This window comes from Selenobaculum gibii, assembly GCF_030273445.1.
Lineage (GTDB): Bacteria > Bacillota > Negativicutes > ICN-92133 > ICN-92133 > Selenobaculum > Selenobaculum gibii.
This window is the reverse complement of sequence record NZ_CP120678.1, coordinates 855,969-882,257: the sequence shown is the minus strand read 5'-3', so window position 1 is coordinate 882,257 and position 26,289 is coordinate 855,969. Positions and strand designations below refer to the sequence as shown.

At 35.3% G+C, this 26,289-nt stretch carries 26 protein-coding genes and 1 riboswitch; of the genes, 3 read left to right on the top strand and 23 right to left on the bottom strand.

Annotated features, from left to right (window positions below; genetic code table 11):
• Nucleotides 1–24 precede the first annotated feature (24 nt).
• From thiC to motA, 13 genes are all read right to left on the bottom strand, one after another.
• Entirely contained in the window at nt 25–1,329 is a 1,305-nt protein-coding gene (gene thiC / locus P3F81_RS04120) for a phosphomethylpyrimidine synthase ThiC (RefSeq protein WP_147667784.1), read from the bottom strand.
• Nucleotides 1,330–1,399: 70 nt separating this feature from the next.
• Nucleotides 1,400–1,500: riboswitch (TPP riboswitch) on the bottom strand.
• Nucleotides 1,501–1,555: 55 nt separating this feature from the next.
• Nucleotides 1,556–2,125 (bottom strand): GerMN domain-containing protein, encoded by a 570-nt coding sequence (locus P3F81_RS04115; protein ID WP_147667783.1) that lies wholly within the window; start codon nt 2,123–2,125, stop codon nt 1,556–1,558.
• Complete coding sequence (locus P3F81_RS04110; RefSeq protein ID WP_147667782.1) at nt 2,122–3,186, bottom strand: N-acetylmuramoyl-L-alanine amidase; 1,065 nt, start codon at nt 3,184–3,186, stop codon at nt 2,122–2,124. Before P3F81_RS04110 ends, P3F81_RS04115 begins: the two co-directional genes overlap by 4 nt.
• 70 nt (nt 3,187–3,256) lie before the next feature.
• The gene (locus P3F81_RS04105; RefSeq protein WP_147667781.1) at nt 3,257–3,436 is read right to left on the bottom strand and encodes a hypothetical protein; all 180 of its coding nucleotides are present in this window, start codon (nt 3,434–3,436) and stop codon (nt 3,257–3,259) included.
• Nucleotides 3,437–3,484: 48 nt separating this feature from the next.
• Nucleotides 3,485–3,682, bottom strand: a complete 198-nt coding sequence (locus P3F81_RS04100) for a hypothetical protein (RefSeq protein ID WP_147667780.1) — start codon at nt 3,680–3,682, stop codon at nt 3,485–3,487.
• A 170-nt stretch (nt 3,683–3,852) separates the two neighbouring features.
• Nucleotides 3,853–4,071: a DUF3006 domain-containing protein gene (locus P3F81_RS04095; RefSeq protein ID WP_147667779.1), complete on the bottom strand. Its 219-nt coding sequence runs from the start codon at nt 4,069–4,071 to the stop codon at nt 3,853–3,855.
• A complete protein-coding gene (locus tag P3F81_RS04090; protein ID WP_147667778.1) occupies nt 4,068–4,946 on the bottom strand; it encodes a ComEC/Rec2 family competence protein in 879 nt (292 codons plus the stop codon). Before P3F81_RS04090 ends, P3F81_RS04095 begins: the two co-directional genes overlap by 4 nt.
• Before the next feature lie 45 nt (nt 4,947–4,991).
• Nucleotides 4,992–5,342 carry a type II toxin-antitoxin system PemK/MazF family toxin gene (locus P3F81_RS04085; protein WP_147667777.1) on the bottom strand — a complete coding sequence of 117 codons (351 nt, stop codon included), beginning with the start codon at nt 5,340–5,342 and terminating at the stop codon, nt 4,992–4,994.
• A gap of 2 nt (nt 5,343–5,344) precedes the next feature.
• A complete protein-coding gene (locus P3F81_RS04080) occupies nt 5,345–5,617 on the bottom strand; it encodes a CopG family ribbon-helix-helix protein (protein ID WP_177504199.1) in 273 nt (90 codons plus the stop codon).
• Nucleotides 5,618–5,716: 99 nt separating this feature from the next.
• Nucleotides 5,717–7,267: an NAD(P)H-hydrate dehydratase gene (locus tag P3F81_RS04075; protein WP_147667776.1), complete on the bottom strand. Its 1,551-nt coding sequence runs from the start codon at nt 7,265–7,267 to the stop codon at nt 5,717–5,719.
• 1 nt (nt 7,268) lies between these two features.
• Nucleotides 7,269–7,643 carry a holo-ACP synthase gene (gene acpS / locus P3F81_RS04070; RefSeq protein ID WP_147667775.1) on the bottom strand — a complete coding sequence of 125 codons (375 nt, stop codon included), beginning with the start codon at nt 7,641–7,643 and terminating at the stop codon, nt 7,269–7,271.
• Nucleotides 7,644–7,704: 61 nt separating this feature from the next.
• The gene (locus P3F81_RS04065) at nt 7,705–8,469 is read right to left on the bottom strand and encodes a flagellar motor protein MotB (protein WP_147667774.1); all 765 of its coding nucleotides are present in this window, start codon (nt 8,467–8,469) and stop codon (nt 7,705–7,707) included.
• Between the two features lie 31 nt (nt 8,470–8,500).
• On the bottom strand, nt 8,501–9,283 hold the full coding sequence (gene motA / locus P3F81_RS04060; RefSeq protein ID WP_147667773.1) for a flagellar motor stator protein MotA: 783 nt from the start codon (nt 9,281–9,283) through the stop codon (nt 8,501–8,503).
• Between the two features lie 539 nt (nt 9,284–9,822).
• On the opposite strand from motA, the gene P3F81_RS04055 reads away from it, so the two are divergent.
• Nucleotides 9,823–10,692: a LysR family transcriptional regulator gene (locus P3F81_RS04055; RefSeq protein ID WP_147667772.1), complete on the top strand. Its 870-nt coding sequence runs from the start codon at nt 9,823–9,825 to the stop codon at nt 10,690–10,692.
• A 107-nt stretch (nt 10,693–10,799) separates the two neighbouring features.
• Here the strand turns inward: P3F81_RS04055 and P3F81_RS04050 are convergent, their stop codons facing one another.
• Nucleotides 10,800–12,236, bottom strand: coding sequence for a glycosyl hydrolase family 18 protein (locus P3F81_RS04050; RefSeq protein WP_309320678.1), 1,437 nt, complete (start codon nt 12,234–12,236; stop codon nt 10,800–10,802).
• Between the two features lie 295 nt (nt 12,237–12,531).
• Between P3F81_RS04050 and P3F81_RS04045 the strand changes: the two genes are divergently transcribed.
• Together P3F81_RS04045 and P3F81_RS04040 are read left to right on the top strand one after the other, a co-directional pair.
• Nucleotides 12,532–13,761 carry an LL-diaminopimelate aminotransferase gene (locus P3F81_RS04045; protein WP_147667771.1) on the top strand — a complete coding sequence of 410 codons (1,230 nt, stop codon included), beginning with the start codon at nt 12,532–12,534 and terminating at the stop codon, nt 13,759–13,761.
• Nucleotides 13,762–13,845: 84 nt separating this feature from the next.
• Nucleotides 13,846–15,081, top strand: a complete 1,236-nt coding sequence (locus P3F81_RS04040; protein ID WP_309320676.1) for an ATP-binding protein — start codon at nt 13,846–13,848, stop codon at nt 15,079–15,081.
• 107 nt (nt 15,082–15,188) lie between these two features.
• Here the strand turns inward: P3F81_RS04040 and P3F81_RS04035 are convergent, their stop codons facing one another.
• The 9 genes from P3F81_RS04035 to P3F81_RS03995 all read right to left on the bottom strand — a co-directional run bounded on the left by P3F81_RS04035 (nt 15,189) and on the right by P3F81_RS03995 (nt 26,156).
• Complete coding sequence (locus tag P3F81_RS04035) at nt 15,189–16,073, bottom strand: DMT family transporter (protein ID WP_309320675.1); 885 nt, start codon at nt 16,071–16,073, stop codon at nt 15,189–15,191.
• Nucleotides 16,074–16,240: 167 nt separating this feature from the next.
• Complete coding sequence (gene gatB / locus P3F81_RS04030; protein WP_147667770.1) at nt 16,241–17,683, bottom strand: Asp-tRNA(Asn)/Glu-tRNA(Gln) amidotransferase subunit GatB; 1,443 nt, start codon at nt 17,681–17,683, stop codon at nt 16,241–16,243.
• Nucleotides 17,683–19,152, bottom strand: a complete 1,470-nt coding sequence (gene gatA / locus P3F81_RS04025; protein ID WP_147667769.1) for an Asp-tRNA(Asn)/Glu-tRNA(Gln) amidotransferase subunit GatA — start codon at nt 19,150–19,152, stop codon at nt 17,683–17,685. The genes gatB and gatA overlap by 1 nt, the downstream gene beginning before the upstream one ends.
• A 12-nt stretch (nt 19,153–19,164) precedes the next feature.
• Complete coding sequence (gene gatC / locus P3F81_RS04020; protein ID WP_147667768.1) at nt 19,165–19,455, bottom strand: Asp-tRNA(Asn)/Glu-tRNA(Gln) amidotransferase subunit GatC; 291 nt, start codon at nt 19,453–19,455, stop codon at nt 19,165–19,167.
• Between the two features lie 360 nt (nt 19,456–19,815).
• Nucleotides 19,816–20,700 (bottom strand): 4-hydroxy-tetrahydrodipicolinate synthase, encoded by an 885-nt coding sequence (gene dapA, locus P3F81_RS04015; RefSeq protein WP_147667767.1) that lies wholly within the window; start codon nt 20,698–20,700, stop codon nt 19,816–19,818.
• 195 nt (nt 20,701–20,895) lie between these two features.
• Nucleotides 20,896–21,159 (bottom strand): metal-sensing transcriptional repressor, encoded by a 264-nt coding sequence (locus P3F81_RS04010; protein WP_147667766.1) that lies wholly within the window; start codon nt 21,157–21,159, stop codon nt 20,896–20,898.
• Between the two features lie 25 nt (nt 21,160–21,184).
• The gene (locus tag P3F81_RS04005) at nt 21,185–23,722 is read right to left on the bottom strand and encodes a heavy metal translocating P-type ATPase (protein ID WP_309320674.1); all 2,538 of its coding nucleotides are present in this window, start codon (nt 23,720–23,722) and stop codon (nt 21,185–21,187) included.
• A gap of 312 nt (nt 23,723–24,034) precedes the next feature.
• Nucleotides 24,035–24,442 (bottom strand): sigma-70 family RNA polymerase sigma factor, encoded by a 408-nt coding sequence (locus P3F81_RS04000; RefSeq protein ID WP_309320673.1) that lies wholly within the window; start codon nt 24,440–24,442, stop codon nt 24,035–24,037.
• A complete protein-coding gene (locus P3F81_RS03995) occupies nt 24,399–26,156 on the bottom strand; it encodes a recombinase family protein (RefSeq protein ID WP_309320672.1) in 1,758 nt (585 codons plus the stop codon). Before P3F81_RS03995 ends, P3F81_RS04000 begins: the two co-directional genes overlap by 44 nt.
• Between the last annotated feature and the right edge of the window lie 133 nt (nt 26,157–26,289).

The window sequence follows — 26,289 nt, the reverse complement described above, 5'->3', positions numbered from 1 at the left end:
ATACACTCTATCCTTTATGCGAAATTAGTCACACAAATCCATCGGTTTATTTAAATATTCACCAACAATTTTCATCGCACAATAATCGCCACACATTGAGCAGGCTTCTGTATTTGGCGTATTTCGCGCATTGCGATATCTCTCTGCTTTTTTAGGGTCAATGGCAAGTTTTAATTGTTCCTGCCAATCCAAAGCTTTACGTGCCTTGGCCATTTTTAAGTCCCAGTCTTTTGCACCAGGAATTCCTTTAACGATATCCGCTGCATGCGCAGCAATTCTTGAAGCAATAACACCCTCATGAACATCTTCTATGGTCGGCAATGCTAAATGTTCAGCTGGTGTAACATAACATAAAAAGTCTGCACCATTCGCCGCGGCTAAAGTACCACCGATAGCTGAAGTAATATGATCATATCCTGGAGCAACATCAGTCACAAGAGGTCCTAATACATAAAAAGGTGCACCTTTACAAAGCTGCTTTTGTAATTTCATATTGGCAGCAATTTGATCAAATGGGACGTGTCCCGGGCCTTCAACCAAAACTTGTACACCTTTTGCCCACGCACGGTCAACCAATTCGCCAAGAATAATCAACTCTTGGATTTGCGCTCTGTCTGTAGCATCAGCTAAACATCCTGGACGAAGACCGTCCCCAAGACTAATCGTTACATCATATTGCCGACAAATATCTAAAATATCATCATATCTTTCGTATAATGGATTTTCTTTTTGATTATGTAACATCCATCCTGTGATGAATGAGCCGCCGCGACTAACAACATCCGCAATTCTGCCTTGTTTGCGCATTCTTTGAATAACTTCACGCGTTACTCCGCAATGGATCGTCATAAAATCTGCGCCATCTTTTGCTTGCACAGCAATTGCATGTAATAAATCATCTGCTGTCATATCAACTACTGCACCGTGTTTTTTTATTGCGTCTACAGTCGCTTGATAAATTGGTACCGTACCAACCATAACTGTAGATTTTTCAATAATGGCACGTCTGGACATATCAATATTATCTCCTGTGCTTAAATCCATAACTGCATCAGCTCCAGCATCAATCGCCGCTTGGAGCTTAATTAATTCTGGTTCAATATCTGGATATGCACTAGACGTCCCAATATTGGCATTTACTTTTGTCGATAAGCCTTTACCTACGCCACGAGGAATCAAGGACGTATGATTTACATTTGCACAAATCGTAATTGTCCCTTCTGCTACACGTTCTCTAATCAGATTAACATCCATCTTCTCTTGCTTTGCTACAATTTCCATCGCTTCTGTAATTTTGCCTTGGCGAGCTAATTCTAATTGTGTTGCCATTTTAATACCTCCAAATATAAAAAAATAAAGCCATTTAACGCATAACAATGTTAAATGGCCTTTCAATATTAAAAGCTACTTACCACTTTCCTACGCTGGTCTTAACCATACAGGTTCCAAGGGTCGGTCATTATAAATGACCTCTCAGCAAAAGCCCCCCTAGTGGATTTCATAAAATTTCTATATATTCATTTTATCAAAATAAAAAAGAAATGTATACCCCCAATTAAAGTACATCCGTTATTCTTTTAAATGGCTTACTTGTATCTAAATGTCCAGTAATCGTTTCCATCGTTGAACCATTTAAAAGAATTTGTACTTGTTGCACCTCTGGAAACTCGGTCAAAGTATCAACAATAGATGCGACTAAGATAATCTCCGCACCCGACCCTCCATTAAAATTTCTAACAATAGCATCATTAAAATCAACGTACGCAATTCCATCGGCAACTTTTACTGACCTTAAAATCGTAGCCTTCGGAATAAGCGATACAGAATGTTCATGTACAGTTCCTTTTATTAATTCCTGAATAACAGCTGTATATTTGTCTTCACTGCTAATCTCTCTTTCCTCTGCTATAAGTTTGGTTGCGTCTTGATTCGAAAAATAAATTTTTACTTTTACTTTATTTTCATTCGTCCCCGTGTCATTTTCTGCATTTTCAGCTGCCTCAACATTAGTAGGAACCTCTTTCTCATTTGTAACAGATCCTTTTGAATCTGATGTACAACCAGCGATAAAAACCAGCATCAAAACGCCTACTAAAGCACATAAAATTTTTATTTGCTTAATCATAAATAATTACTCCCTTTCCCTGACATCTCATAAAAGAATTTACTTAATCCTACACTAATGCCTCCTGCCAATTTTGTCTGAAAATCATCAGAGTTTAGCAATTCCTCTTCATCAGGATTTGATAAAAAACCTAGTTCAACCAATGCAGCCGGAACAGTAGAGTTTTTCAACACATAAAAATTTGCGGTCAAAGCGCCTCTATCCATCCTTTGTCCAGAATCAATTAACGAGCGCTGCAAATTCTCTGCTAATATCTTATCATAAATTGTTTTATTATAATAATAAGTCTCTGTTCCATTCGCCTTCGAATTCACAAAAGAATTCGAATGTATACTTAAAAAAGCATCCGCATGATAACGTCGGCTAAAATCTGCTCTTGCATCTAATTCTTGTTTATCGGTGGCATTAGGGCCATATACATCACGATCATTTAAGCGTGTCATAATGACCTCAGCACCCGCATGAGTTAATATATCTCTTACTTTTAATGCAACCGCAAAATTTACATCCTTTTCTTTTACTCCCGTAACACCTACCGCTCCAGAATCACTGCCACCATGTCCCGGATCAATAATAATTGATTTTCCCGCAACACCATTAACATTAAAATTATATGATTTTTCCCCGAGAATATCAATTACTACACGAAATGGTTTACGAGCTTTACGATCTTTAGGCAACGTATAAATTTTATAATTAATATTATCTGTTTTTACAGGAAGTGTCAAACTCACCGTTGCTGTATCTTTATTCTCTTGATTAAATTTAGCAATTTTCACTAAATCACTTTGAATGGCTAATGGTTTCTTTAACCTTCCTAATTTTGTATTAGGAAACTCTATGATTAAATCTGTTGCATATGAACTTTTTGTTTTCACTTCATAATCATCTATTTCTGAATTTAAACCAATTTCAATTCTTAAAATTTGTGGTGAATTATTATTTGCTGCAATTACTTCATATTGAAACGATTCAAATCTATGAGATTTAATACTCGCAGCAAATACAATTTGTGGCAATAATAAGCATAAACATAAGACAATCATCCATTTATATTTCAAAAAATCACCCTTTTTCACTTATCCAGTTATTCATTAATCCATAACTTTTGATATTTATCTACTTCTTTTGTTAGGTGATTAATAAACTTCCACATAATCTTTTCATTACTACTAACCAATTTTTTAGGTTCAAAATTGGAATTCTTACTACAACTACATCTCCTTCCACAACTTCTACTCGGATACAGCTTTCTTCATCATCATTAACCGCATTATAATTAATAATCCCTTTTTCACCTATAATCCCCAAACTACTCGTCCATCCGTTACTTGCTTTGCGGCTAACCTCTACATTTCCTTACATAACAATGTATAGACATTTTTGCATCATACCTTCGGATAAAATAACATCATTTTCTAAATAATATTTACCTTTTGCATTCTTCAATAAAGCATCGATTTCTATTCTACTCATATCTTTAAATAAGTCAACTTCTTTTACTAAACTTATCATACCATCCATTGTTGCAATGACTACTTTTTGATTATATGCCATATATGCCCGGTAAATCAGGTCCAACTGGCAATAAATTAAGTAATTTTCCCCAATAACGAAAAGCAGGTTCACGATCTTGCTTTTCTCGTATTTTTAAATATTCGCTAAATGAAAATTTAAAAAATTAAACGATAAATAATAGTAAGCTGTGCCTAGTGCACAGCTTACTATTATTTATTCTGCTTTTTTAGTTTTTCTAATAATTCTTGCGCTTCTTTTCTTGCTGCATTCGTTGCCTCTTTGTCCGCTACTATATTAATCCGTAAATAATCTCCTTCATCAACGTCCCTCGGCAAATATTTCTTGGGAAATATTACACTCTTTTCTTCATCCTCAAATAATAAAATAGCTTTATCATTTTCAAAACGATCTATGACTACAGATATCATTGTACTTTCTCCTTTAGAACATTATATCCATGCCCATCTGACGTAATTGTAACCGTCCCATCGAAATCGGTACGATAAATTTTAAAATTCAATTTTTTATATTTATTTAATGTTGTTTCATGTGGATGTTTATAATCGTTTCCAGCACCAACTGATATTAGTACACATTCCGGAGAAATAGCTTTTAAATAAGCATTATTAGAAGATGTTTTGCTACCATGATGTGGACTTTTTAATATTGTACTTTTCAATTCATCCTTATATTTATTCAATAACTCTTTTTCAATAGCAGATTCACTGTCACCTGTAAATAAAATTGAAAAATCTCCGTACTTTAGCTTTCCTACAATTGAGTTATTGTTTAAATCTTCTTCCGTATCAATCATTCTTTTAGTCGGGCTATAAACAATAAACTTAATTCCATCTCCAAACTCTAAATGCTCACCTGCAAGCAACTGTTTATAGGGAATCTTACTATCAGTTACTTTTTTTATGTACTTACGATAGGTTGATGTTGTCGTGATTTGACCATTATCATAAACACTCTTTACATCAAAATTCATTAACACCCCCATTGCACCACCTAAATGATCTGCATGTGGATGCGTAATAATAAGTTTATCAATTTTTGTTATGCCCTCAGCTTTTAATTTATTTACTAATAAATCTCGAGCATCAATATCGCCTGTGTCCAGTAAAATAACTTGCTGCGATGTTTTAATCAAAAAAGCATCACCTTGCCCTACATCCAACATTTTCACGGTCAAATTAGAGCTACTGGGCACATTTTCATTCGTACTTTTTATAGAACATCCACTGCTCAAAATAACTAAAAAAACTAATCCAATCGCTATTAAATTTCGTAAAACCTTCATTAAATTTTTTATCCTCACATAACCTGAAAACAGTATTTCATTAAATTACAATTGAACTAATCCAACACTAATTCTAATTGCATCATCAACATTTGTCATATACTCTTCTGACAAATGAGTAATCTTCTCTTTTAATCTACGTTTATCTATCGTGCGAAGTTGCTCTAATAAAACAACTGAATCTTTCTCTAATCTGCATTCTTTTGCCATTAACTCAATATGGGTAGGAAGTTTTCCTTTGCTTATTTGAGAAGTAATTGCCGCAACGATAACCGTTGGACTATATTTATTGCCAACATCATTTTGAATGACAAGAACAGGTCTGAGTCCCCCCTGCTCTGAACCCACTACAGGGCTCAGATTGGCATAATACACATCTCCTCGTTTAACCACCATCGCTATTCACGCTCCACTAACAAGCTCGGCACATCAACAATGTCAGCATCAGCATAAAGACCTTCTTCAGCTAAAGTCAAATTAATTGCTGCCATTTCTTGATATCCCTTTCTCATATTATCTCTTATCGCCTTACGTTTACGTTCTTCAATATAAGAGCACATAGCATCACGCACAAATTGGCTGCGGCTAAGTTTTTCCATGGCTGCGATACCATCAACTTCCTTTAATAGGCTATTAGGAATACTAATCATAATCCGTTTCAATTCTGCCACACTTACACCTCCGCAGTCCCAAATAAAAGTATACACATAGTATAATTTTTTTATATCAAAAAGTCAATTTTTTTACATCACTTTTTAATATGTAAAATTTTACTCTTGAATACCATACCTAGCCGATGGAATTGCTTGAACAATATCACTGGCTATTAAGCCAATCATCCCTGCACTTGCAGCAATATCCCCAGCCATACTATGTAGATACACCCCACAAACAGCCGAATCGAAGTTTGAATTATTATGTTGCGCAGCCAATGCACCAATTATGCCAGCAAGAACATCACCACTGCCAGCCGTCGCCATACCTGCATTACCTCTTGTATTAATATATACATTACCATCTGGATATGCAACTACTGTTCTAGAATTTTTTAAGACAATTATGCTTTGGAAAAGTTCTGCCGTCTCACGTGCAATCGAAATTAAATTATTCTTAATCTCATCAGTGCTTTTGTTAATTAAACGTGCCATTTCACCTAAATGAGGTGTTAAAATCGGCATTCTGCTCTTTTCCTCTAATACATTAGTATTTTTACTTAATGCATATAATGCGTCCGCATCTATCACAAGCTGTTTATCCGTTTGTTCAATAAATTTTTGTATGATTTGAACAGTCGATGGATTACGACCAAGTCCAGGTCCAATAACGACAACGTCATTTTTATTCGCTAAATCCATTAAAGTCTTCAAAGATTCTTCATAAATCAACTCTTCATTCTCTTCCGGTAAGGTTTTTATGATAACTTCTGTTAATTTACTTGATAAAATATCATGTACACTTTCACTAACTGCTAAAGTTACCAATCCTGCACCGGCTCTCAAGCAAGCCAGAGATGCTAATGCAGCCGCTCCCGTCATTCCTTTAGATCCAGCAATTACTAAAACTCTACCACATAGCCCCTTATGAACGTCGCCATTCCTTTCCGGAAGTTGACTCCTTACAATACTATTCGTAATAATTGTCTGTTTTATACATTCATCCTGCAATAAACTGTAAGGAAATCCAATATTTTTTATAAATACCTCACCCGTGTAGTCAGCACCAGGATAAAAAATAAGCCCTATTTTCAATAATCCAAAAGTAACTGTTGCTGTCGCACAAATTGCAATTGTATCAATCTGTCCAGTGCTTGCATCAACACCACTAGGAATATCAATTGCAATAATTGGCTTTCCTGAAAAGTTTATAGTTTCAATTAAATTTTTCATAGATTCTTGCAAAGGAGCCCTGAAACCAGTTCCCAATAAAGCGTCTATCACACAGTCAGAAAAAGCTAAAGTTACTTTTACTTTATCCCAATCCCGCTCACTTTTTATAGGCACAATATCAATATTCATATTCTGCAAAATATTTAAATTAACTTTTGCAGAATGCTGAATTGACTCCAGCCCTCCTAAAATAAAAACTTTTACTTTTGCGCCTTGGTAAAACATCTGCCTTGCGACAACAAAACCATCTCCACCATTATTTCCTTTGCCAGCGAAAATACAAACTTTTTTTCCTTCTAAGGATGTCAGTATCGTTTTTGCTACATTCGTTACCTCAATTCCAGCATTCTCCATTAAGATTACTTCTGGAATTCCGTACTTTTGTATTGCACCTTTATCAATTTCTTGCATTTTTTCTGCTGTAACGACTTTCATCTTAATCCCCCTCAAAAACAGTATGAGCAACCGCATATAAATGCGCATGACTTAATGATAAATGAATCCTTTGAATTTCTTTTTCTTTTGCCAATCTGGCAAAAAAACCCGATAAATAAACTTTTGGTGCACCTAATTCATCATTTAATATCTCTATCTCCAATAAAATCCCACCAATTAGACCTGTACCAAACGCCTTTAATACAGCTTCTTTACCCGCAAATCTTGCTGCATAAGAAGCTGCTTTTTGTGCACCTCGTCCCTCACAATAGGCAATCTCTTTGGGAGTGAACACCCTTTTTAAGAAATTTTCCTTAGTTATTGCTTTTTTTACCCTTTCAATTTCTATGATGTCAATGCCAATTCCAATAACCATTTTTCCCTCCATATTAAAAAATCGACCTTAAAGTAAGGTCGATTCTATGATATCCATAGTATTACCAATTTGTTGTTGGAATACGATCTTGATATGTACGCATAATCAAAATTTCCACACGACGATTTTGTGCTCTGCCTTCTTCTGTATCATTCGGAGCAACCGGACGATATTCGGCATTCCCTGTAGTACTAAATCTAGCTGGATCTAGTTTATTATTTTGCGCTAAAATAAATTTCATAAAATTCAATGACCGTTCTACACTTAAATCCCAATTAGAAGGAAACTTTGATGTTGCAATTGGAACATTATCTGTATGACCAGATATTACTACTTTTTGTGGAATCGTTGCTAACAAATCAGCCACAGGCTTTCCAATAGCCTGTGATTGTGGCAATAAATCCGCACTTCCGGATGGAAATAACGCTTTTTCCTTAATGCGAATTAATAAACCATCTTCACTTAATGCGGTAGTTAAAGAGTCTTCCCAGCCACCCTCTTTAATATACTGATCTAACTGTTGTTGTGTTTCAAGTAACTGAGTACTTTCTTGCAGATAAGCTAAATTATTTGCTGAATCAGTCGTTGGCATTTGCGCTGATTGATAATCAGATTGTCCTGCTTTATCAAAAAAAGATGGTCCACCTGTCTGAAACGCCGCTGCAAAAGCTTGCGCCATCTCTTGCATTTTTTTCTGATCTGTTTGAGAGACTGCAAATAATACAATAAATAACGCCAATAATAACGTCAATATGTCCGCATATGGAATTAACCAAGCTTCACTTGGATGTTCATCATGGGCAGGTTGTCTCTTTCTTCTAGCCATGCATATCCCCCTTTTCCCTTACCTCTCATGATTAATCCCTATCTTTATCTTTTAAAAATGCACGCTCGGATTGAGGGATAAATACCATCAATTTTGCTTCAATTGCCGTAGGTGAATCACCAGCTTGCAATGACAACACCCCTTCAATAATCATTCGTTTTTCTGCAACCTCTAATTTTGATAACATTTTTAATTTATTTGCTAACGGATGCCAGATTACATATCCAGTATAAATCCCTAACATCGTAGCAACAAACGCTGCTGCAATAGAATGCCCAAGTTTCTCAATATCATTTAAACTCCCCAAGGCTGCAATAAGACCAACAACCGCTCCTAAAACCCCAAGAGTCGGTGCGTATGTACCAGCTTGTACAAAAATCGCCATACCTTCTTGATGACGCGACTCCATTACCTCTAATTCCGCTTCTAAAACATCACCAACAAATTCCGGATCCATACCATCGATAACCATATTTAACCCCGATTTAAAGAAAGGATCTTCAATTTGATCAACTCGATTTTCTAATGCTAAAATGCCTTCTCTACGTGCAACTTGGGATAACTCTACAAACAATCGTAATAAGTCTGCCTTTGCTCGTAATGGCGGCGCCTTAAATGTCTTTTTAAACAACACAGGCAAATTCTTTAACTGAGTCATTGTAAATGCCGTGAATAGACAAGCCCCGGTTCCGCCAATGATAATTAAAAACGCTGCTGGATTATTGAGTGCCGTAATCGGAGCGCCTTTAAGAACCATCCCAACAAAAACCGCAATTATCCCTAAAATTACCCCTATAAGTGTCGACTTTTCCAAAATAAATGCCTCCCTTTAAACAACCGATAATTGAATTTTAACATTTATTATACATTCTTGTCTATGTTACTATCTTAAAAATAGGAAATTCAACCTACCCTAAAAAAACAATGTAATATAGTAGTAAATATACGCGATTTTAAATAATTATCCTGCAAAAAAAAGATATTATCAAATAAAATTGTAAAACCCTAGCCAATAATAAATATATCAGAACATATATCAATATTTCTCCAGTTAATGATATATAAATAAAATTTTATAAATTTTATTTATATATTCCATCCTATAAGTTAAAAATATGATATAATTACTCTAGATAATCATTATTTATTTGATTTTCTCTTTTTCTTTAGAAAGAAAAATACTTCTATGCTAAGTTCTCTAAGTGGTCCGATTTGACTTATAGAGTCTATGATTTTGCATGTAAAATCACGGTTTAATAAAGTACAAATCGGAAATTCACTTTTGCATAAATCTTTTTTTCTTTAGATGGCGCTGTCCGTCATCAAATAAAATTTATTTTTTGGAGAATGAATATGGAATTACGACAATTAGAGTATTTTCAAATGGCCAGCCGACTAAAAAATATCACTCGCGCTGCAGAGAGGCTTCGTGTATCACAACCTAATATTACAGTTGCAATAAAAAAATTAGAAGCAGAACTTGGTATTCAATTATTTGATCGAAGTCAAAAGCAGCTTTCTCTTACCCCTGAAGGTACAGTCTTTTTAAATCGAATTGAAATGGCACTTAGAAACATAGAGGATGCGGTTCTCGAAGTCAACGATTATAAACAATTACAAAAAGGTACAATTAAAATAGGAATTCCTGCCATGATGGGTGCATACTTATTTCCCAAAATATTTTCTAACTTCCAAAAAGAGCATTCACATCTTGATATTTACCTTTATGAAGAAGGTTCCATTGCTATACGCGAGCAATTAGAAAGAGATGAACTTGACTTCGGCATTGTCATTTTAACTGATGCATCATCCAACCTTCAGCTTCTTCCTATGAGTAAAAATCAAATTTTAGCTTGTGTTCCTCCTGCTCATCCTCTTGCAAATCAAAAAAGTTTATCAATGAGCCAATTAGAAGATTGCGATTTAATTATGCTAAAAGAAGGATCTTATATCCGTCAATTAGTAACAAAAGAATTTAAAAAAGATAATACAAAGCCTAAAACTGTTTTGGAATCTAATCAAATTGAAACAATAAAAGGGCTTGTTGCAAGTAATGTTGGAATTGCTTTTCTTTTAGATGTAATCGTTAAGGATGATCCTACGGTGAAAGCAATTCCTTTTGCTGAACCTCTTTATGTAGATTTAGGGCTTACTTGGAAAAAGGATCGTTATATTTCACGTGCCGCACAATCTTTTATTGACTTTTGCAAGAAAAATTTATAAACAGACAACTTAAAAAAGATCGATTTCACTAAAAATATTTGCAATTTGACAATTCTTTAGTCATCGAATAAATATAAAATCCCAGCTATAAAGCTGGGATTTTATATTTATTGTTTAAACAATGTCTCGTTTACAGTTTTCCATATTTCCGATTTTTCAAATCCTTTACGCCAGCCTGCAACACCTGCTAACTTATATTGATGGACAAGATCCAATTTCATCTGAATAGATCGTTCATCTTCTACCCATACACGATATTTTGCATTATTGGCGGTGAATTCAAAATAATTTTGCCCTTTATCAGCGAGCCAATTCAATTTCACTTTATGTTTTTTTATCAATTCATCTGATTGCATCATGCTCAAAGTCTTTGCTTCAACTTTTGTTTTTCCTGATTGATTTGTTTCTTTCCACTCCCGCATATATAAAGGAATACCTAAAATAAGCTTATCTGCCGGAACTTCTTTCAATGTATTTTCAACACCTTGTTCTACCCAGCCGATGGATGCTACTGATCCACTAACAGGACTTGTACGCCAATGCTCATCATATGCCATTAACATCACATAATCAACAGACTTACTATAAGCTTTACGGTCATACGATAAAGACCATTGCGAAACGTTTGAAGGAACAGTAACATCAATGGAAACAATAACATTTAATTCATGTAATGCATCAGAAATCTCTTGTACAAAGACAGAAACTGCTTCTCTATCCTCTTCATAAATATTTTCAAAATCAAGGTTAATCCCATCTAAATTATATAAAGCAACGTAAAGCAATAATTGCTTAATTACATTTTTTCTCGCATTCGGATTATGTACAATACTTTTCGTTAAATCTGGATCGAAACTATTTGTAATTAAAGGCCAAACACTGTATCCTTTTTCCTTTGCCGCTTTCACATATGCAATATCTGCTTGATTTTTCACAAGCCCCCATTGATTGTCAATACTAAACCAACATGGTGAAACTACATTTACCCCTTGAATTTTATCTATTTTCGCAAGATTATTTTCATCTTCAAAGGTAGGCTGCCAGACTAAGCTTATCTTTTCATTTCTACTTACTTTTTTATTTGATATAGACAAATTCGCTGGATTGAAAAAAGTATACTTTTTTAAAGTAATTATTACTTTTTCTTCTTTATCATTAACTAATAATTCAGATCCAAAGAGCTTATCCATTCCATAAATATTAACGTAGGGTTTATTTGAAATTACTTTTGTTGGCAAATTTATTTCAAAGCCCTTAAAAAGTAAATCATCTGCTTTATTTGCATTTAATCTAATCTTCGGCATAGAAAACTGCCCATGTAATTGTCTAGAACCCTCCTCGTATGTCATTTGATAAATATTTTTTTGCAAAAAGCTCCCAGGCACAAATACTTCATTTTCATCAACATAAGCAAGATCATCTGCAGTAAAAATAAAGTTATCATGTATGAGTTCAATTTGCATTGTCTTTGGATTTGCTAATGCCGATATTGTTCCTATACAAATCAATAAAGTTGTTAATACTAAAATAAAATATTTTTTCACCTAAAAACCTCTTTTCTATTTAGCCAATACTAGAATTATTATATTCGATTCAAATTTAAAATCCCCTTTTTATCCGAAGACTAACTCCCCAATGAAATAAGCTATTCATCAAAAAGCAAAGTGTTTGACTATTATCATTCGACAATATTCTTCTTATTTTAAACGCACCATAACGAAAGTGATAACTTTTTGCATAATATCTATTATAATTTGTTAACTTACTGTATAATAAATTATTAGTTAAGACTTAAAATGAATCTACTTAACTAATATTGTAATAGGAGGGCTCATATATATGGCTTTAATTAATGAAAATTACCTAAAATTACCTGGCAGCTATTTATTTGCCGAAATAGCACGCCGTGTAAGTACATTCAAAGCAGAAAATCCATCTGCAGATATTATCCGTTTAGGTATTGGTGATGTAACACAACCACTTGCCCCTGCTTCAATCAAAGCGATGCATGATGCTGTTGATGAAATGGCAAACCAAGCAACATTCCGCGGCTATGGTCCCGAACAAGGGTACGATTTTCTTATTGAAAAAATTATCGAAACAAACTACAAATCCCTTGGCGTTGAGATGGATGAAGTATTTGTCAGTGACGGATCTAAAAGTGATGTTGGAAATATTCAAGAAATCTTCGGTGTGAACAATACGGTTGCAATTACAGACCCAGTTTATCCTGTATATTTGGATACCAATGTAATGGCTGGCAGAACGGGGACTTTACAAAATAATGGAACCTTTGAACAAGTTGTATATCTACCATGTAACGCTGAAAACAGCTTTACTCCAGCCCTACCAACAAATAAAGTAGATATGATTTATTTATGCTGCCCAAACAACCCAACAGGAACAACATTATCTAAAAAAGAATTAAAAAAATGGGTAGATTATGCAAAATCAAATGATTCTATCATCCTCTTTGATGCAGCTTATGCCGCTTATATTACTGAAGCCGATGTGCCCCGTTCTATTTATGAAATTGAAGGTTCAAGAGATGTAGCTATCGAGTTTCGTTCATTTTCAAAAACGGCCGGTTTTACTGGTACACGTTGCGCTTATACTGTTGTTCCAAAGACAGTAATGGGAAAAGATTCAGAAGGGAAAGAGCATTCACTTAACCAATTATGGAATCGTCGTCATACGACTAAATTTAATGGAACTCCTTACATTGTCCAACGTGGTGCAGCTGCAATTTATACACCAGAAGGACAAGCTCAAATTAAGGCAACAGTCGATTACTATATGACAAACGCTAAAATCATTCGTGAAGGTCTTATTACGGCAGGATTACAAGCCTTTGGTGGCGTAAATGCCCCTTATATTTGGCTAAAAACTCCAGAAGGCATTGATTCATGGGGATTCTTTGATAAACTGTTAAAAGAAGTGCATATTGTAGGAACACCTGGAGCTGGATTTGGTCCATCTGGTGAAGGCTATTTCCGTTTAACTGCTTTTGGAAATAGAGAAAATACAGAAAAAGCAATTGAACGCATCAAAACAAAATTAATCCTATAATAAAAAGAGAATGAAAGAGACGAAATCACCGTGAAGGCGGTTGGTTTCGTCTTTTATTTAAAGTCCATAGGAGGGAAAGCTGTCGTGTCTATAATTCCAAATATACAAAATTTAATTGTTTGCCGTTCCTTATTAGAAGATGGAATTATAAAAAAATTTATCACACTTCTTAAAGGAAATAATCATTCTGACTTAAAAAATGCGCTTATTTACGAGCTAATTGATAAAGCTGAATCATTAAATCTTTCGGGTAATCTTTTAAGTAGTTATATCGTTTACTTAATGGCTCAAGGGAAAAACATCGCTGCTGTCATGACAGAAAAATCACAAGGTACCATTGGCAACAGCCTTTATCGTGCTTTTATCAATGATATGGAAATCATTTATCCCCTTTTAAAGGCAAGCCCCAGTACCTACTTCGATACCTCTTTACTTGATGATTATCGCTCTACCTTAAAATGCAATAACTTATCAATTATCGATTTACAAGATAAAGTAAAGACCGCAACAAATCCAAAATTTTTAGCAGATACTTTTATTGATTATTATCGTACATATGGCTTTGGTGATATTGCTAACTTTCGTGCATTCCGTTGGAATGATACGAAAAAATTAATTGGAATAAGACATTTTGATAAAATGTCTATTGATGAGATTATCGGTTATGAATATCAAAAATCAGTTTTACTCGCAAACACAGAAGCGTTTGTCAACGGTAGACCTGCAAATAATGCGTTATTAGTAGGTGCAAGAGGAACAGGAAAATCCTCATCTGTAAAAGCTTTAGCAAACAAATATTTTTCCCATGGACTAAGATTAGTCGAAATTACGAAAAATCAATTGGTTAGCTTACCGCAGATCATGGAGACGCTCCGTCAGAGCAGCAGCAAAAAGTTTATCATTTTTCTCGATGATTTATCCTTTGAAGATTTCGAAGTTGAGTACAAATATTTGAAATCTAATATCGAAGGTGGCGTAGAGTCCAAACCAGATAATGTATTAATCTATGCAACTTCTAATCGTCGTCATTTAATCAAAGAAACATGGAAAGATCGAGGTGCTGAAAACGATGATATCCATCGTGCAGATACAGTAAATGAAACAATTTCTCTATCTGACCGCTTTGGGATTACCATTAGTTATCTATCTCCAAATCAGGAAGAGTATTTAGATATTGTTTTAGGTTTAGCAAAAAAGTACAATTTGAATATATCTGCTGAAGAACTCAGGGCTGGTGCAATTGCTTGGGAAGTCTCCCATTCCGGACGTTCCGGTCGTACAGCACAACAATATATCAATCATTTATTGGGAAAAAATTAAACAAAAAGAAACCAGATAATCTTAAATACAAGATCATCTGGTTTCTTTGCTTCTTCATAGCTAAAGATTCGAATAAAATTATAAATCCATCGGAATCCAAACTTACTTTATTTTCTTTTTAACGTAATTAATAGTACGCTCGCGAAAATGAGAAGTGATCCTATCCAAAACCAAATCGTAAGTGGTTCATGCAAAATTAACCACCCTAAAAAAGTTCCTACTAAAGGTTGAAAGAAAAAGAATAAACCACTTGTCGCGCAATCCATCATCTGTATCCCTTTATTCCATAGAATAAAAGCCCCAGCTGTTGATACTGCACCTAAATACAGAATTCCGCCACCAATCATCGGTTCCTGTAATCGATTCCACGCAATTTGCTGAAAATAAGCAATTACAAATGGTGTCAATAAAGTAACCGCTACCCAAATTGCATAGTTTGTAATCAAATATATCGAATATTTTGAAGGTACTAACTTTATTAGGATTGACATTAAAGCCCATGTTAGTGCAGCAATAAAAAGAAATATGCCACCTAATTGATGTGACAAATCTACACGATTAATACCAACAATCAGAAAAACACCTAATGTTGCTAAAACAACTGAGACTACTTTTCGTTTCGTTAATTTTTCTTTTAGTAAAACCTTTGCAAAAATCAACATAAACGCGGGTGTAGCAGACGTTACAATGGCTCCAGTCTGCGCAGAAGAAAAAAGTGTTCCATATTCTTGCGTAACAATCGAAATTGTATTTCCAATCAGACCAATAAGAAAAATCCATTTCCAATCTCGTTTGTCAATTCGCCATTTCTGCTTGGTAACTACACCCCAAAGCAATAACACTAGGCCCGCAACCAAGTAACGCAGCCAAACTAACTCAATTGGCAAAATTACAGGTACTACGATTTTGACAACGACAAACATTCCTCCCCAAATACTTGCCGCTAAAGTTAAATAAATTGAACCTAACCATTTATTTTTCATACTAAACATGTTTCCTCTCCATATTTAAAATGCAACATCAAATGGAGAGCATTCCTTTCCATTTGATTTAGAAAGACATGTTTGGTACATCATTTTCAATTAAAGGTACAACTCTCATCTTTTCTCCTCCCTCTCAAGGAAAAATTAGAACAGAGCAAAAGCTCTGTTCTAATTTTTTATGCATCTAATTTTTTCTTAAGTAATTCGTTTACCATCCCTGGATTTGCTTTACCTTTACTTTGTTTCATCACTTGTCCAACCAAAGCACCTATGGCTTTTGCATTGCCACCCTTATAATCATCTACAGCTTTTTGATTTGCTGCAAGTACAACATCAACAATCGCTTCGATCTCTTTTGTATCAGTAATTTGTACTAATCCTTTTTCTTTTACGATAACTTCAGCTTGTTTACCGGTTTTCCACATTTCTTCGAACACGGTTTTTGCAATTTTACTGGAAATTGTACCTTTGCTGATTAAATTAACAAGTTCAGCTAAATTTGCAGCAGTTACAGGGCTTTCCGTGATGGATTTTCCTTCTGCATTTAGATTTTTCGCTAAATCCCCCATCATCCAATTTGCAACTAATTTTGCATCAGCTTTATCTTTTACCGCTTCATCAAAATATTCAGCCATCTGGCGTGTAGCCGTTAAAACACCTGCATCATAGGCAGAAAGTCCGCAATCTTCCATCATGCGTTTGCGACGAGCATCAGGAAGCTCAGGGAGTAATTGACGTATTTCTTCAATTTGTTCATCACTTGTAATGATGGGAACTAAATCAGGCTCAGGCAAATAACGATAATCATGCGCAGCTTCTTTTGTCCGCATAGAAACAGTCATACCTTTTGCGTCATCCCATGTGCGAGTTTCTTGGACAATATGACCACCATCATCTAAGATTTCCGCTTGGCGTTCAATTTCATATTCTAAAGCGCTTTGAATCATCTTAAAGGAATTTAAGTTTTTCATCTCCGCCTTTGTGCCAAGTTCTTTTACACCGACTTTGCGTAAAGATACGTTTACATCAGCTCTTAAATTACCTTCTTCCATTTTACAATGAGATACATCAATATATTCTAAAATAGATTTAATCTTTTCCATATAAGCTCTAGCTTCTTCTGGTGTAGACATGTCTGGCTCAGAAACAATTTCAATTAGAGGTACACCCGTACGGTTATAATCTACACATGCAGAATCAGAATCATTGATTGTTGTTCCCGAATGTACTAATTTTCCTGCATCTTCTTCCATATGAATTCTTGTAATCCCAATTCTTTTCGTTTTTCCATCAACTTCAATATCTAAATAGCCATGTTCCGCAATCGGTAAATCATATTGTGAAGTTTGAAAGTTTTTAGGTAGGTCAGGATAATAATAATTTTTCCTATCAAATTTACTAAAATTATTAATTTTACAATTTAAAGCCAGTCCTGCTTTAATGGCAAACTCTACAACCCGTTCATTAATTACTGGAAGTACACCTGGTAATCCTAAACAAACTGGGCAAACTTGTGTATTTTGTTCTGCGCCAAATTTTGTACTGCAACCGCAGAATATTTTTGTATTCGTTTTTAATTCACTATGGACTTCAAGCCCAATGACTGCTTCGTAGCTCATTATTCAGCCTCCCCCACTGGTGCAATACTCTTATGATATTCATTGTTTTGTTCAAAAGTATACGCAGCGCGAATCAATGTTTCTTCACCTAAAGGTTTACCGATAATCTGAAGCCCAATTGGCATACCAGAATTACTAAATCCACATGGAAGAGAAATTCCTGGCACTCCAGCTAAATTTACAGGAATTGTACAGATATCTTGCAGATACATTTTCATTGGATCACTAATCATATCTCCAATTTTATATGCAGGAGTTGGTGCTGTTGGCGTAATTAATACATCTACTTTTTCAAATGCTTTATCAAAGTCTTGTTTTACTAAAGTCCGAACTTTTAGTGCCTGTAAATAATAAGCATCATAATAACCTGCACTTAATGCATATGTACCAAGCATAATACGACGCTGTACTTCCTCACCAAATTTTTCACTACGAGTTTTCTTATACATATCTACAATATCGGTACCTTCTACTCTAGCACCATAACTAACACCGTCATAACGCGCAAGGTTTGAACTTGCTTCAGCTGGCGCAATTAAATAATAAGCGGATACTGCATACTTCGTATGTGGCATAGATACTTCAACAACTTCTGCCCCTAAATCTTCAAATTGCTTGATTGCCGCACGTACAGCTTTTTCAACATCTTCGTCCATACCTTCAACAAAGTACTCTTTTGGTAAACCAATTTTTAAGCCTTTTACATCTTTTACAAGTGATTTCGTATAATCAGGAACTTCTGCATTAATAGAAGTAGAATCACGTTTGTCATAACCAGAAATAATATTCATCAAATGCGCACAGTCTGTTACATCGCGTGTCACAGGCCCAATTTGATCAAGTGAAGATGCAAACGCAACTAAACCATAGCGCGATACGCGTCCATAAGTTGGCTTCATGCCTACAACACCACAAAATGATGCCGGCTGACGGATAGATCCACCTGTATCTGATCCTAGTGCCCAAATCGCAGTTCCTGCGCCCACAGCAGCCGCTGAACCACCACTTGAACCTCCAGGTACACAGTCTATATTCCACGGATTATGCGTTGGATAGAACGCGGAATTTTCTGTTGAACCACCCATTGCAAACTCATCCATATTCGTTTTACCTAAAATTGTAGGATTTTGCGCCTGTAATTTTTCCATCACAGTTGCATCATATGGCGGCACAAAATTTTCTAACATTTTAGATGCACAAGTTGTTTTTGTGCCTTTTGTACAAATATTATCTTTAATCGCGCCAGGAATCCCTTCTAAAAATGAAATTTCTTCCCCGCGAGCAATTTTTTCATCCACTGCTTTCGCCTTTGCTAATGCAGTTTCTCTCGTTTGTGTTAAATATGCTTTTACCTTGCCTTCAACTTCATCCATACGAGCAAATAAACTATCTACTAATTCTACTGCCGTAATTTCTTTATTCACTAGCATATCATGAAGCACGTGTGCTGGCTGATTGTATAACTTCACTCAATTTTCCTCCTAACCTTCTACAATTTTTGGCACTTTAAAGTAGCCATTTTCTTTTTCTGGTGCATTAGATAAAGCAAGTTCACGATCAAGGGAAGTATGTTCTTCGTCTTTACGGAATACATTTTTTAATGGAAGTACATGTGCTGTTGGTTGTACCCCTTTAGTATCAAGACTTGTAAGCACATCTGCATATTCTAAAAACGCATTTAAATGGCCAGTGTATTTCTCAACTTGTTCCTCAGGAATCTCAAGACGTGATAATAACGCCACGTTTTCTACATCATTACGCGTAATTTTCATTTTTTCACCATCCAGTTTTAGTCTATACAATTTAGTATAAAAATTTGATAAATTAGACTTTTCTCAAGTGGAGTTTTATTCCATCTGATGCAAGCCACCTTATCTAGAGACTTAGCCGCTTGTCTATGCCCTATAGTTACAGCTCTCACTTATAGAAAATGGGATACTTAAAGCGAATTAGTCTTTAGATTAACTAAATTGTCAAATAGTAATAATAACTTATATTATATCACGATATAGGGGTAGATAAGCAATACCTACGGTATTTTTTATCTACCCCTAAAAAATTTTTACAAAAGTTAATTTATCTTATATAAAATATTACTCATCTAATAATATTTTTTAGATTCTCTACAGACCTTATATCAATTTATGCGTAGAAAGTACTTCTTTTAATTTTGCAAGGTTTCCTTCTGCCATTTCACAAAGTGGCATCCGCAAATCGCCAACCTTGTACCCCATTAAACCTAATGCAGTTTTTACTGGAATAGGATTCACTTCAATAAAAAGTGTATTGATTAACGTTAATAATTTAATTTGTAACTCGGCACTTTCTTTTACTTTGCCATCAAAATAAAGCTGACAAATATCATGCGCTTCTTTTGGCATAACATTAGATAATACAGAAATAACGCCTATACCGCCAATCGATAAAATTGGTACAATCTGATCATCGTTACCAGAATAGATATGAAGATTATCACCACAAGCTTCTTTTATTTTAATAATTGCTGATAAATCTCCGCTCGCTTCCTTTACCGCTACAATTCGCGGATGTTTTGCAAGTTCAATATAAGTATCAAGCGCGATGTTTACTCCAGTACGTGAAGGTACATTATATAAAATAATCGGAATATTTGTATGATCCGCAATATAAGTGAAGTGTTTAATTAGTCCTTTTTGTGAACATTTATTATAATATGGTGTTACAAGAAGTAATCCATCTGCACCAACTTCCTGAGCATATTTCGATAATTGCATAGCATATGCAGTATCATTAGATCCAGTACCAGCGATTACAGGAATTCTTTTATTTACATGATTTATAGTAAATTTTATGGCCTCTTTATGTTCTTCATCGGTCATCGTTGCTGACTCACCCGTTGTTCCCGTAATAATGATAGCATCTGTTCCATTTTCAATGTTGAAATCAATTAACCGCGCAAGTTCATTAAAATCAATTCCAGTTTCATTAAAAGGAGTAATAATAGCTACCCCAGCACCTTTAAACATAATTTCTTTCAAACTTTCCGACCTCCCTAGAAATTACTCATTTAATTAACGAGCTTACCAGTACTTAATAATTCTCACTAATAAAAATATAAACAAAACCCTTACCATTATACCCTATATATACTAATAATGCCTCACTTATTTTAGCCTTTTTCTAAAAAAACACAGATGTATCGCTCCGCAATACATCTGCCCATAAAACTCACATTACTTCATCATTTTATCCATCATCACCAAAAACTCTTCAATCTTTTCTTCTTCTTTGTCTGTTTGAAAAGCTTGTTTTATACAATGCTCCATATGTGCTTTAACAATTTCTTTATTCACGGTATGGAGCAAAGCTCGTGTCGCTAACACCTGATTAGAAATATCGACACAATAACGATTTTCTTCAACCATTCGGATAATCCCATCCATTTGTCCACGTGCAGTTTTCAATAACCGCATAATTTTCTCTGCATCTGCCTGCATAATTGACTCCTCAAACCAAATCTGCTTATTTTTCTTGAATGTTTAAAACTTCATAATCGGCATCGACAATTGGTTCAGTCAATAATCGATCATCAATCACCTTATCCATCATAACCGTCGCTGTCTTTTCTTCTAAATTCACTTCAACGTTTGTTACACCATCAATTTCTTTGAGAATTTTTTCAACTTTTCCTTGACAATGTTTGCACATCATTCCTTCAATTGTGATTACTTTTTTCATTTGTATCGCTCCTTTTTTTACGCGTGGCTTTTCATTTTTCATATGATAAACAGAAATTTTTTCTGTTACCTGAAATTTAAATAATTTTAATCTAAGTGCGTTACTTACTACACATACAGAACTTAAGCTCATCGCAGCCGCTCCAAACATTGGATTTAACTTTAGTCCCCACAAAGTGAAAAATACACCCGCTGCAAGTGGAATTCCAATACAATTGTAGAAAAACGCCCAAAATAAATTTTGTTTAATATTTTTAATTACCGCTTTACTCAGCGCAATGGCATTCACTACATCAAGTAAATCATTTTTCATTAACACAATGTCTGCCGACTCTACGGCAATATCCGTCCCCGCACCAATTGCAATGCCAACGTCAGCACGTGTTAGTGCAGGTGCGTCATTGATTCCATCACCTACCATTGCGACAACTTTTCCTTCCGCTTGTAAATCTCGGATTACTTTTTCCTTATCTTGGGGCAAAACTTCAGCAATAACTTTTGGCACACCTACGATCGACTGAATCGCCTTTGCGGTGGATTGATTATCACCAGTCAGCATAATGACTTCAATTCCCGATTTAACTAAAGAATCAATTGCCATTTTACTATTTGGCTTTACTACATCTGCAACTGCAATAATCCCTAATAACGTATGATCATCAAAGAAATATAATGGCGTCTTGCCTTGTTTAGCAAATTTTTCGCCTTCTTTGGCAAAAGCATCTTGAAAAATACTTTTTTCTTTCAATAGCCGTAAATTTCCTCCATAAAAAATTTTGCCTTTTATTTTTCCACTCACACCATACCCAGAAATTGCCATGAAGTTTTCCACTGAGTTTATCGGCATTGCCCAGTCTTCAGCATACTCTAAAATTGCTCGAGCAAGTGGATGCTCTGAATTCTTCTCCAAACTAGCGGCTAACGTCAATAAATCCATTTTTGTCATGAAGCCAAAAGTAACAATATCTGTTATACTGGGCTTTCCTTCCGTAATTGTCCCCGTCTTATCAAGTACAACTGTACACACTTTATGCGCCAATTCAAGGCTTTCTGCTGATTTTATTAAAATTCCATTTTCCGCACCTTTTCCTGTACCAACCATAATTGCAACAGGAGTTGCAAGCCCTAAAGCACAAGGGCAGGAAATAACGAGTACAGCAATCCCTATCGATAAGGCAAAAGTAATACTCTCACCAACTAAAATCCATATTGCTGCGGATAAAATAGCAATACCAATAACAACAGGTACAAAAATCCCGCTTACTTTATCAGCTAAACGTGCAATAGGCGCTTTGCTTGCACTCGCAGACTCAACCAATTGAATAATCTGTGCCAATGTTGTATCTTTTCCTACTTTTGTTGCTTTAAATTCAAATACACCAGATTTATTTAAAGTAGCTGCAATTACTAAGTCTCCAACATTCTTTTCAACAGGAAGGCTTTCTCCAGTAAGCATAGATTCATCGACAAATGAAGTTCCACTTGTTATTACTCCATCTACAGCAATACTTTGTCCAGGCTTTACAATCACAATATCACCGACAATAATTTCCTCTACAGATAAATCCACTTCTTTTCCATCCCGAATAACCGTTGCTTGCTTCGGTGTCAACTGCAATAGTTTTTCAATTGCCTCAGAGGTTTTGCGCTTTGATTTTGTCTCTAAATATTTTCCTAAAGTAATTAAAGTCAAAATCATCGCGGCAGATTCAAAGTATAAATCCCCCATATATTGTTTTACATATTCAAAATCTCCAATCCCCAGACCATGTCCAATTGCAAAAATTGCTCCAACTCCATAGATAAATGCTGCACCTGATCCAATAGCGATTAATGAGTCCATATTGGGGTGTCCACTTAGTAGCGATTTAAAACCAACAATATAGTATTTACGATTTACATAAAGAATTGGTAACGTTAATAAAAATTGTGAAAATGCATACGTAATTGCATTCTCAGTGCCATGAAATATCGCTGGAAGTGGGTAAGTAAACATATGATGCATAGAAATATACATAAGTGGAATCATGAATAAAAAAGAATTTTTTAATCGAAACCACATTTGTTCTACTATATCTTTTTCTGTATTCTCATTTTTTGCTGACTTTTTTCCATCTGCTAGATTTGCTCCATACCCACTTTCTTTCACAGCCTGGCAAATCGCACCCGTTGTAATAACATTTTCATCAAATTCAACCTGCATTGTATTCGTTAATAAATTTACATTGACCGCTTTTACCCCTTCTAATCTACGTACTGTCTTCCCTATACTTGACGAACAGGCCGAACAAGACATGCCAATGACATTAAAAATTTTTTTCATCATATTCATCCTTTTTTACCTATAATTCTTATCTAGTAATATGCTCTCGTTTAAGTAATAATATAATACCCCCACGGGGTGGGGTATTATATTATTACTTAAACATAAAAAAGTTCATTTGTCAATAAACAAATGAACTTTCCTCTTTGGAAAAAATTGTTTTATCTTGTTATGATAAAATAGACTTAAATCAAGTAGAGTTTTTTACTCCATCTGAATCCTAGCCGCATTTATCCAGACTCTTACCAAATATATCTTTCCTCCTAATGAGTCAGAACTCTAAAGTACGCTAATCATTAGGCGATATGTATTTTAGACTTTTTCATCATTATTTAACCGTTTCCCAATTCGTTCCACAGCTTTTTTTTCAATACGTGATACATAGCTACGTGATATTCCAAGCATTTTGGCAATATCACGCTGCGTTTTACGAGCGCCATTTGGGATACCAAACCGTAAATTTAAAACCATCCGTTCGCGTTTCGTTAACAAATCCATTTGCTTTGCTAGTCGTTCATTTTCACATTTATTTTCTACCGTTTCTGCAACTACATCAGCTTCTGTTCCAAGAATATCAAGTAAAACTATTTCATTACCCTCTTTATCTACTCCGATTGGATCATAAAGACTCACTTCACTACGAACCCGTCTGGTGCTACGCAAATGCATTAAAATCTCATTTGCTATCCTCACATAACGGCTCAGTAATATTCCCCACATTTTCGGCACTTCCGTTGTGATTTAAAAGGAAGTCATCCGGCGGCAATTCGATACCGCTGCTGTCATCAGAACCAAATAAATACACATGAACATTCTCGCCGTCCCAAACTACCTTTTTCACAAAGGTGCGTAGGGCGGCGCGTTTTTGTTCAACGCTCATATCGTCTATCGTATCCCGAAAATTTGTTAGCATCTGACGAATAATATCAAACTCAATATCAGATAGAGCATGATTGGCTGTGAGACTCTCCATCTCAGCAATACGACTTTTCATAATTTCGCCCTTACCGTGCAGCTCATCAATTTGTTTAACGATATAGCCTTCGGCTGCTGTACCTGTCGCTTTGGATAAAGACGATACCAATGCGTTAATCTCTTTTTCAACTTCCGCAATTGAACCACGCAATCGATCTAGATTATCGTCATATTTTTCACGATTGCCTTCCAATTGTTTTTTCCCAAGTTCAAGTTCATGGATAAATTCTGAACTATCTGAGCCAAGTCTTTTTATTTCTTCACAAACAACTCGATCCAGCAAATTTCCGTTGGCGTTCTTCATCTGGCAGACATAAGAACGGCTCTTTTCTTTCATGGCACAAAGATAAGAATAAATAAGCTCGCCTTGCGCATTCTTCCGTTGGCTAAGTTTAGGCCGCATATAGTCGCCGCAAGTGCAAAATAAAAGGCCAGAAAGAAGTGCAACATTACTACGAGGCTTGCGGAAAGACTTCGACCGATTTTGATCTAAATATTCCTGCACCTTTATCCATTCCGCTCCTTTAATCAGTCCCATATGTTTACCCACAGATACAATCCACTCGTTCATCGGGCGTATTTGATTCGTCTTACCTGTTTTTTGAATTGTACGGTTATATGCCATAACACCATGCTTGCCATCAAAATCTTTTTGTTCAGAAAACAAGTCTACCTCATTTTCGATTAAGTAATGATGAGCATCCTCGTCAGCAATCATATATACAGGATTGGTAAGGATATTACGGAGTGCAAAGCGGGTAAATAGTTTCTTATTTTTCGTTTTATAACCGTTTTGAATAAAGTAAGTTTCGGTTTTCGTTAATGAATTGGCTTCCAAAAACACTCTGTAAATCTCTTGAACAGTTTCTGCTTCTTCGGGAATAAGTTTCAACTTACAAGCTTTTTTGGTTTTCCCGTCTATTGTTACATTCTCCACCTGTTCAGAAACATAACCTGTAGGCGATACGCCACCAAGCCAACGGCCGGTTTTGGATAACTCATGCATATTATCACGTATGCGTTCGGCTATCGTTTCACGCTCCAGTTGTGAAAACACAGAGGAAATATACATCATGGCCCTACCCATAGGTGATGAAGTGTCAAATTGCTCTTTAATAGAAACAAAAGAAACTTTCAACCCGTCCAATTCTTCAATCAACTTAGCAAAGTCACCAATATTACGGCTTATACGGTCAAGGCGATAGCAGACAATCGCAGAAAACTTCTTTGCCCTTGCATCACTCATCATCTTTTTAAACTTAGGACGCTCTGTATTTTTTCCCGAAAATCCTTCATCTTCATATATCAGGATACCTTCGTCGTTGCAATTTTGGTAATGGGTACGGATATACTGTTTGCAAAGCTCTATTTGATTTTCTATACTTTCACCCTTACCTGTAAATTTAGATTTACGAGAATAGATGGCAATTTGCTGTATATTTTCTTTTGATTGCTTCAATTTATCGCACCAGCCTTTTGTGTTATGTATTGTTGTTTATTATAACACAGCGTCTACAATATAAACAGGACAAAAGATAAATCGCCAATCCAAATTTGGATTGGCGACTCGTCTTTACCAGCTATTTAACAGC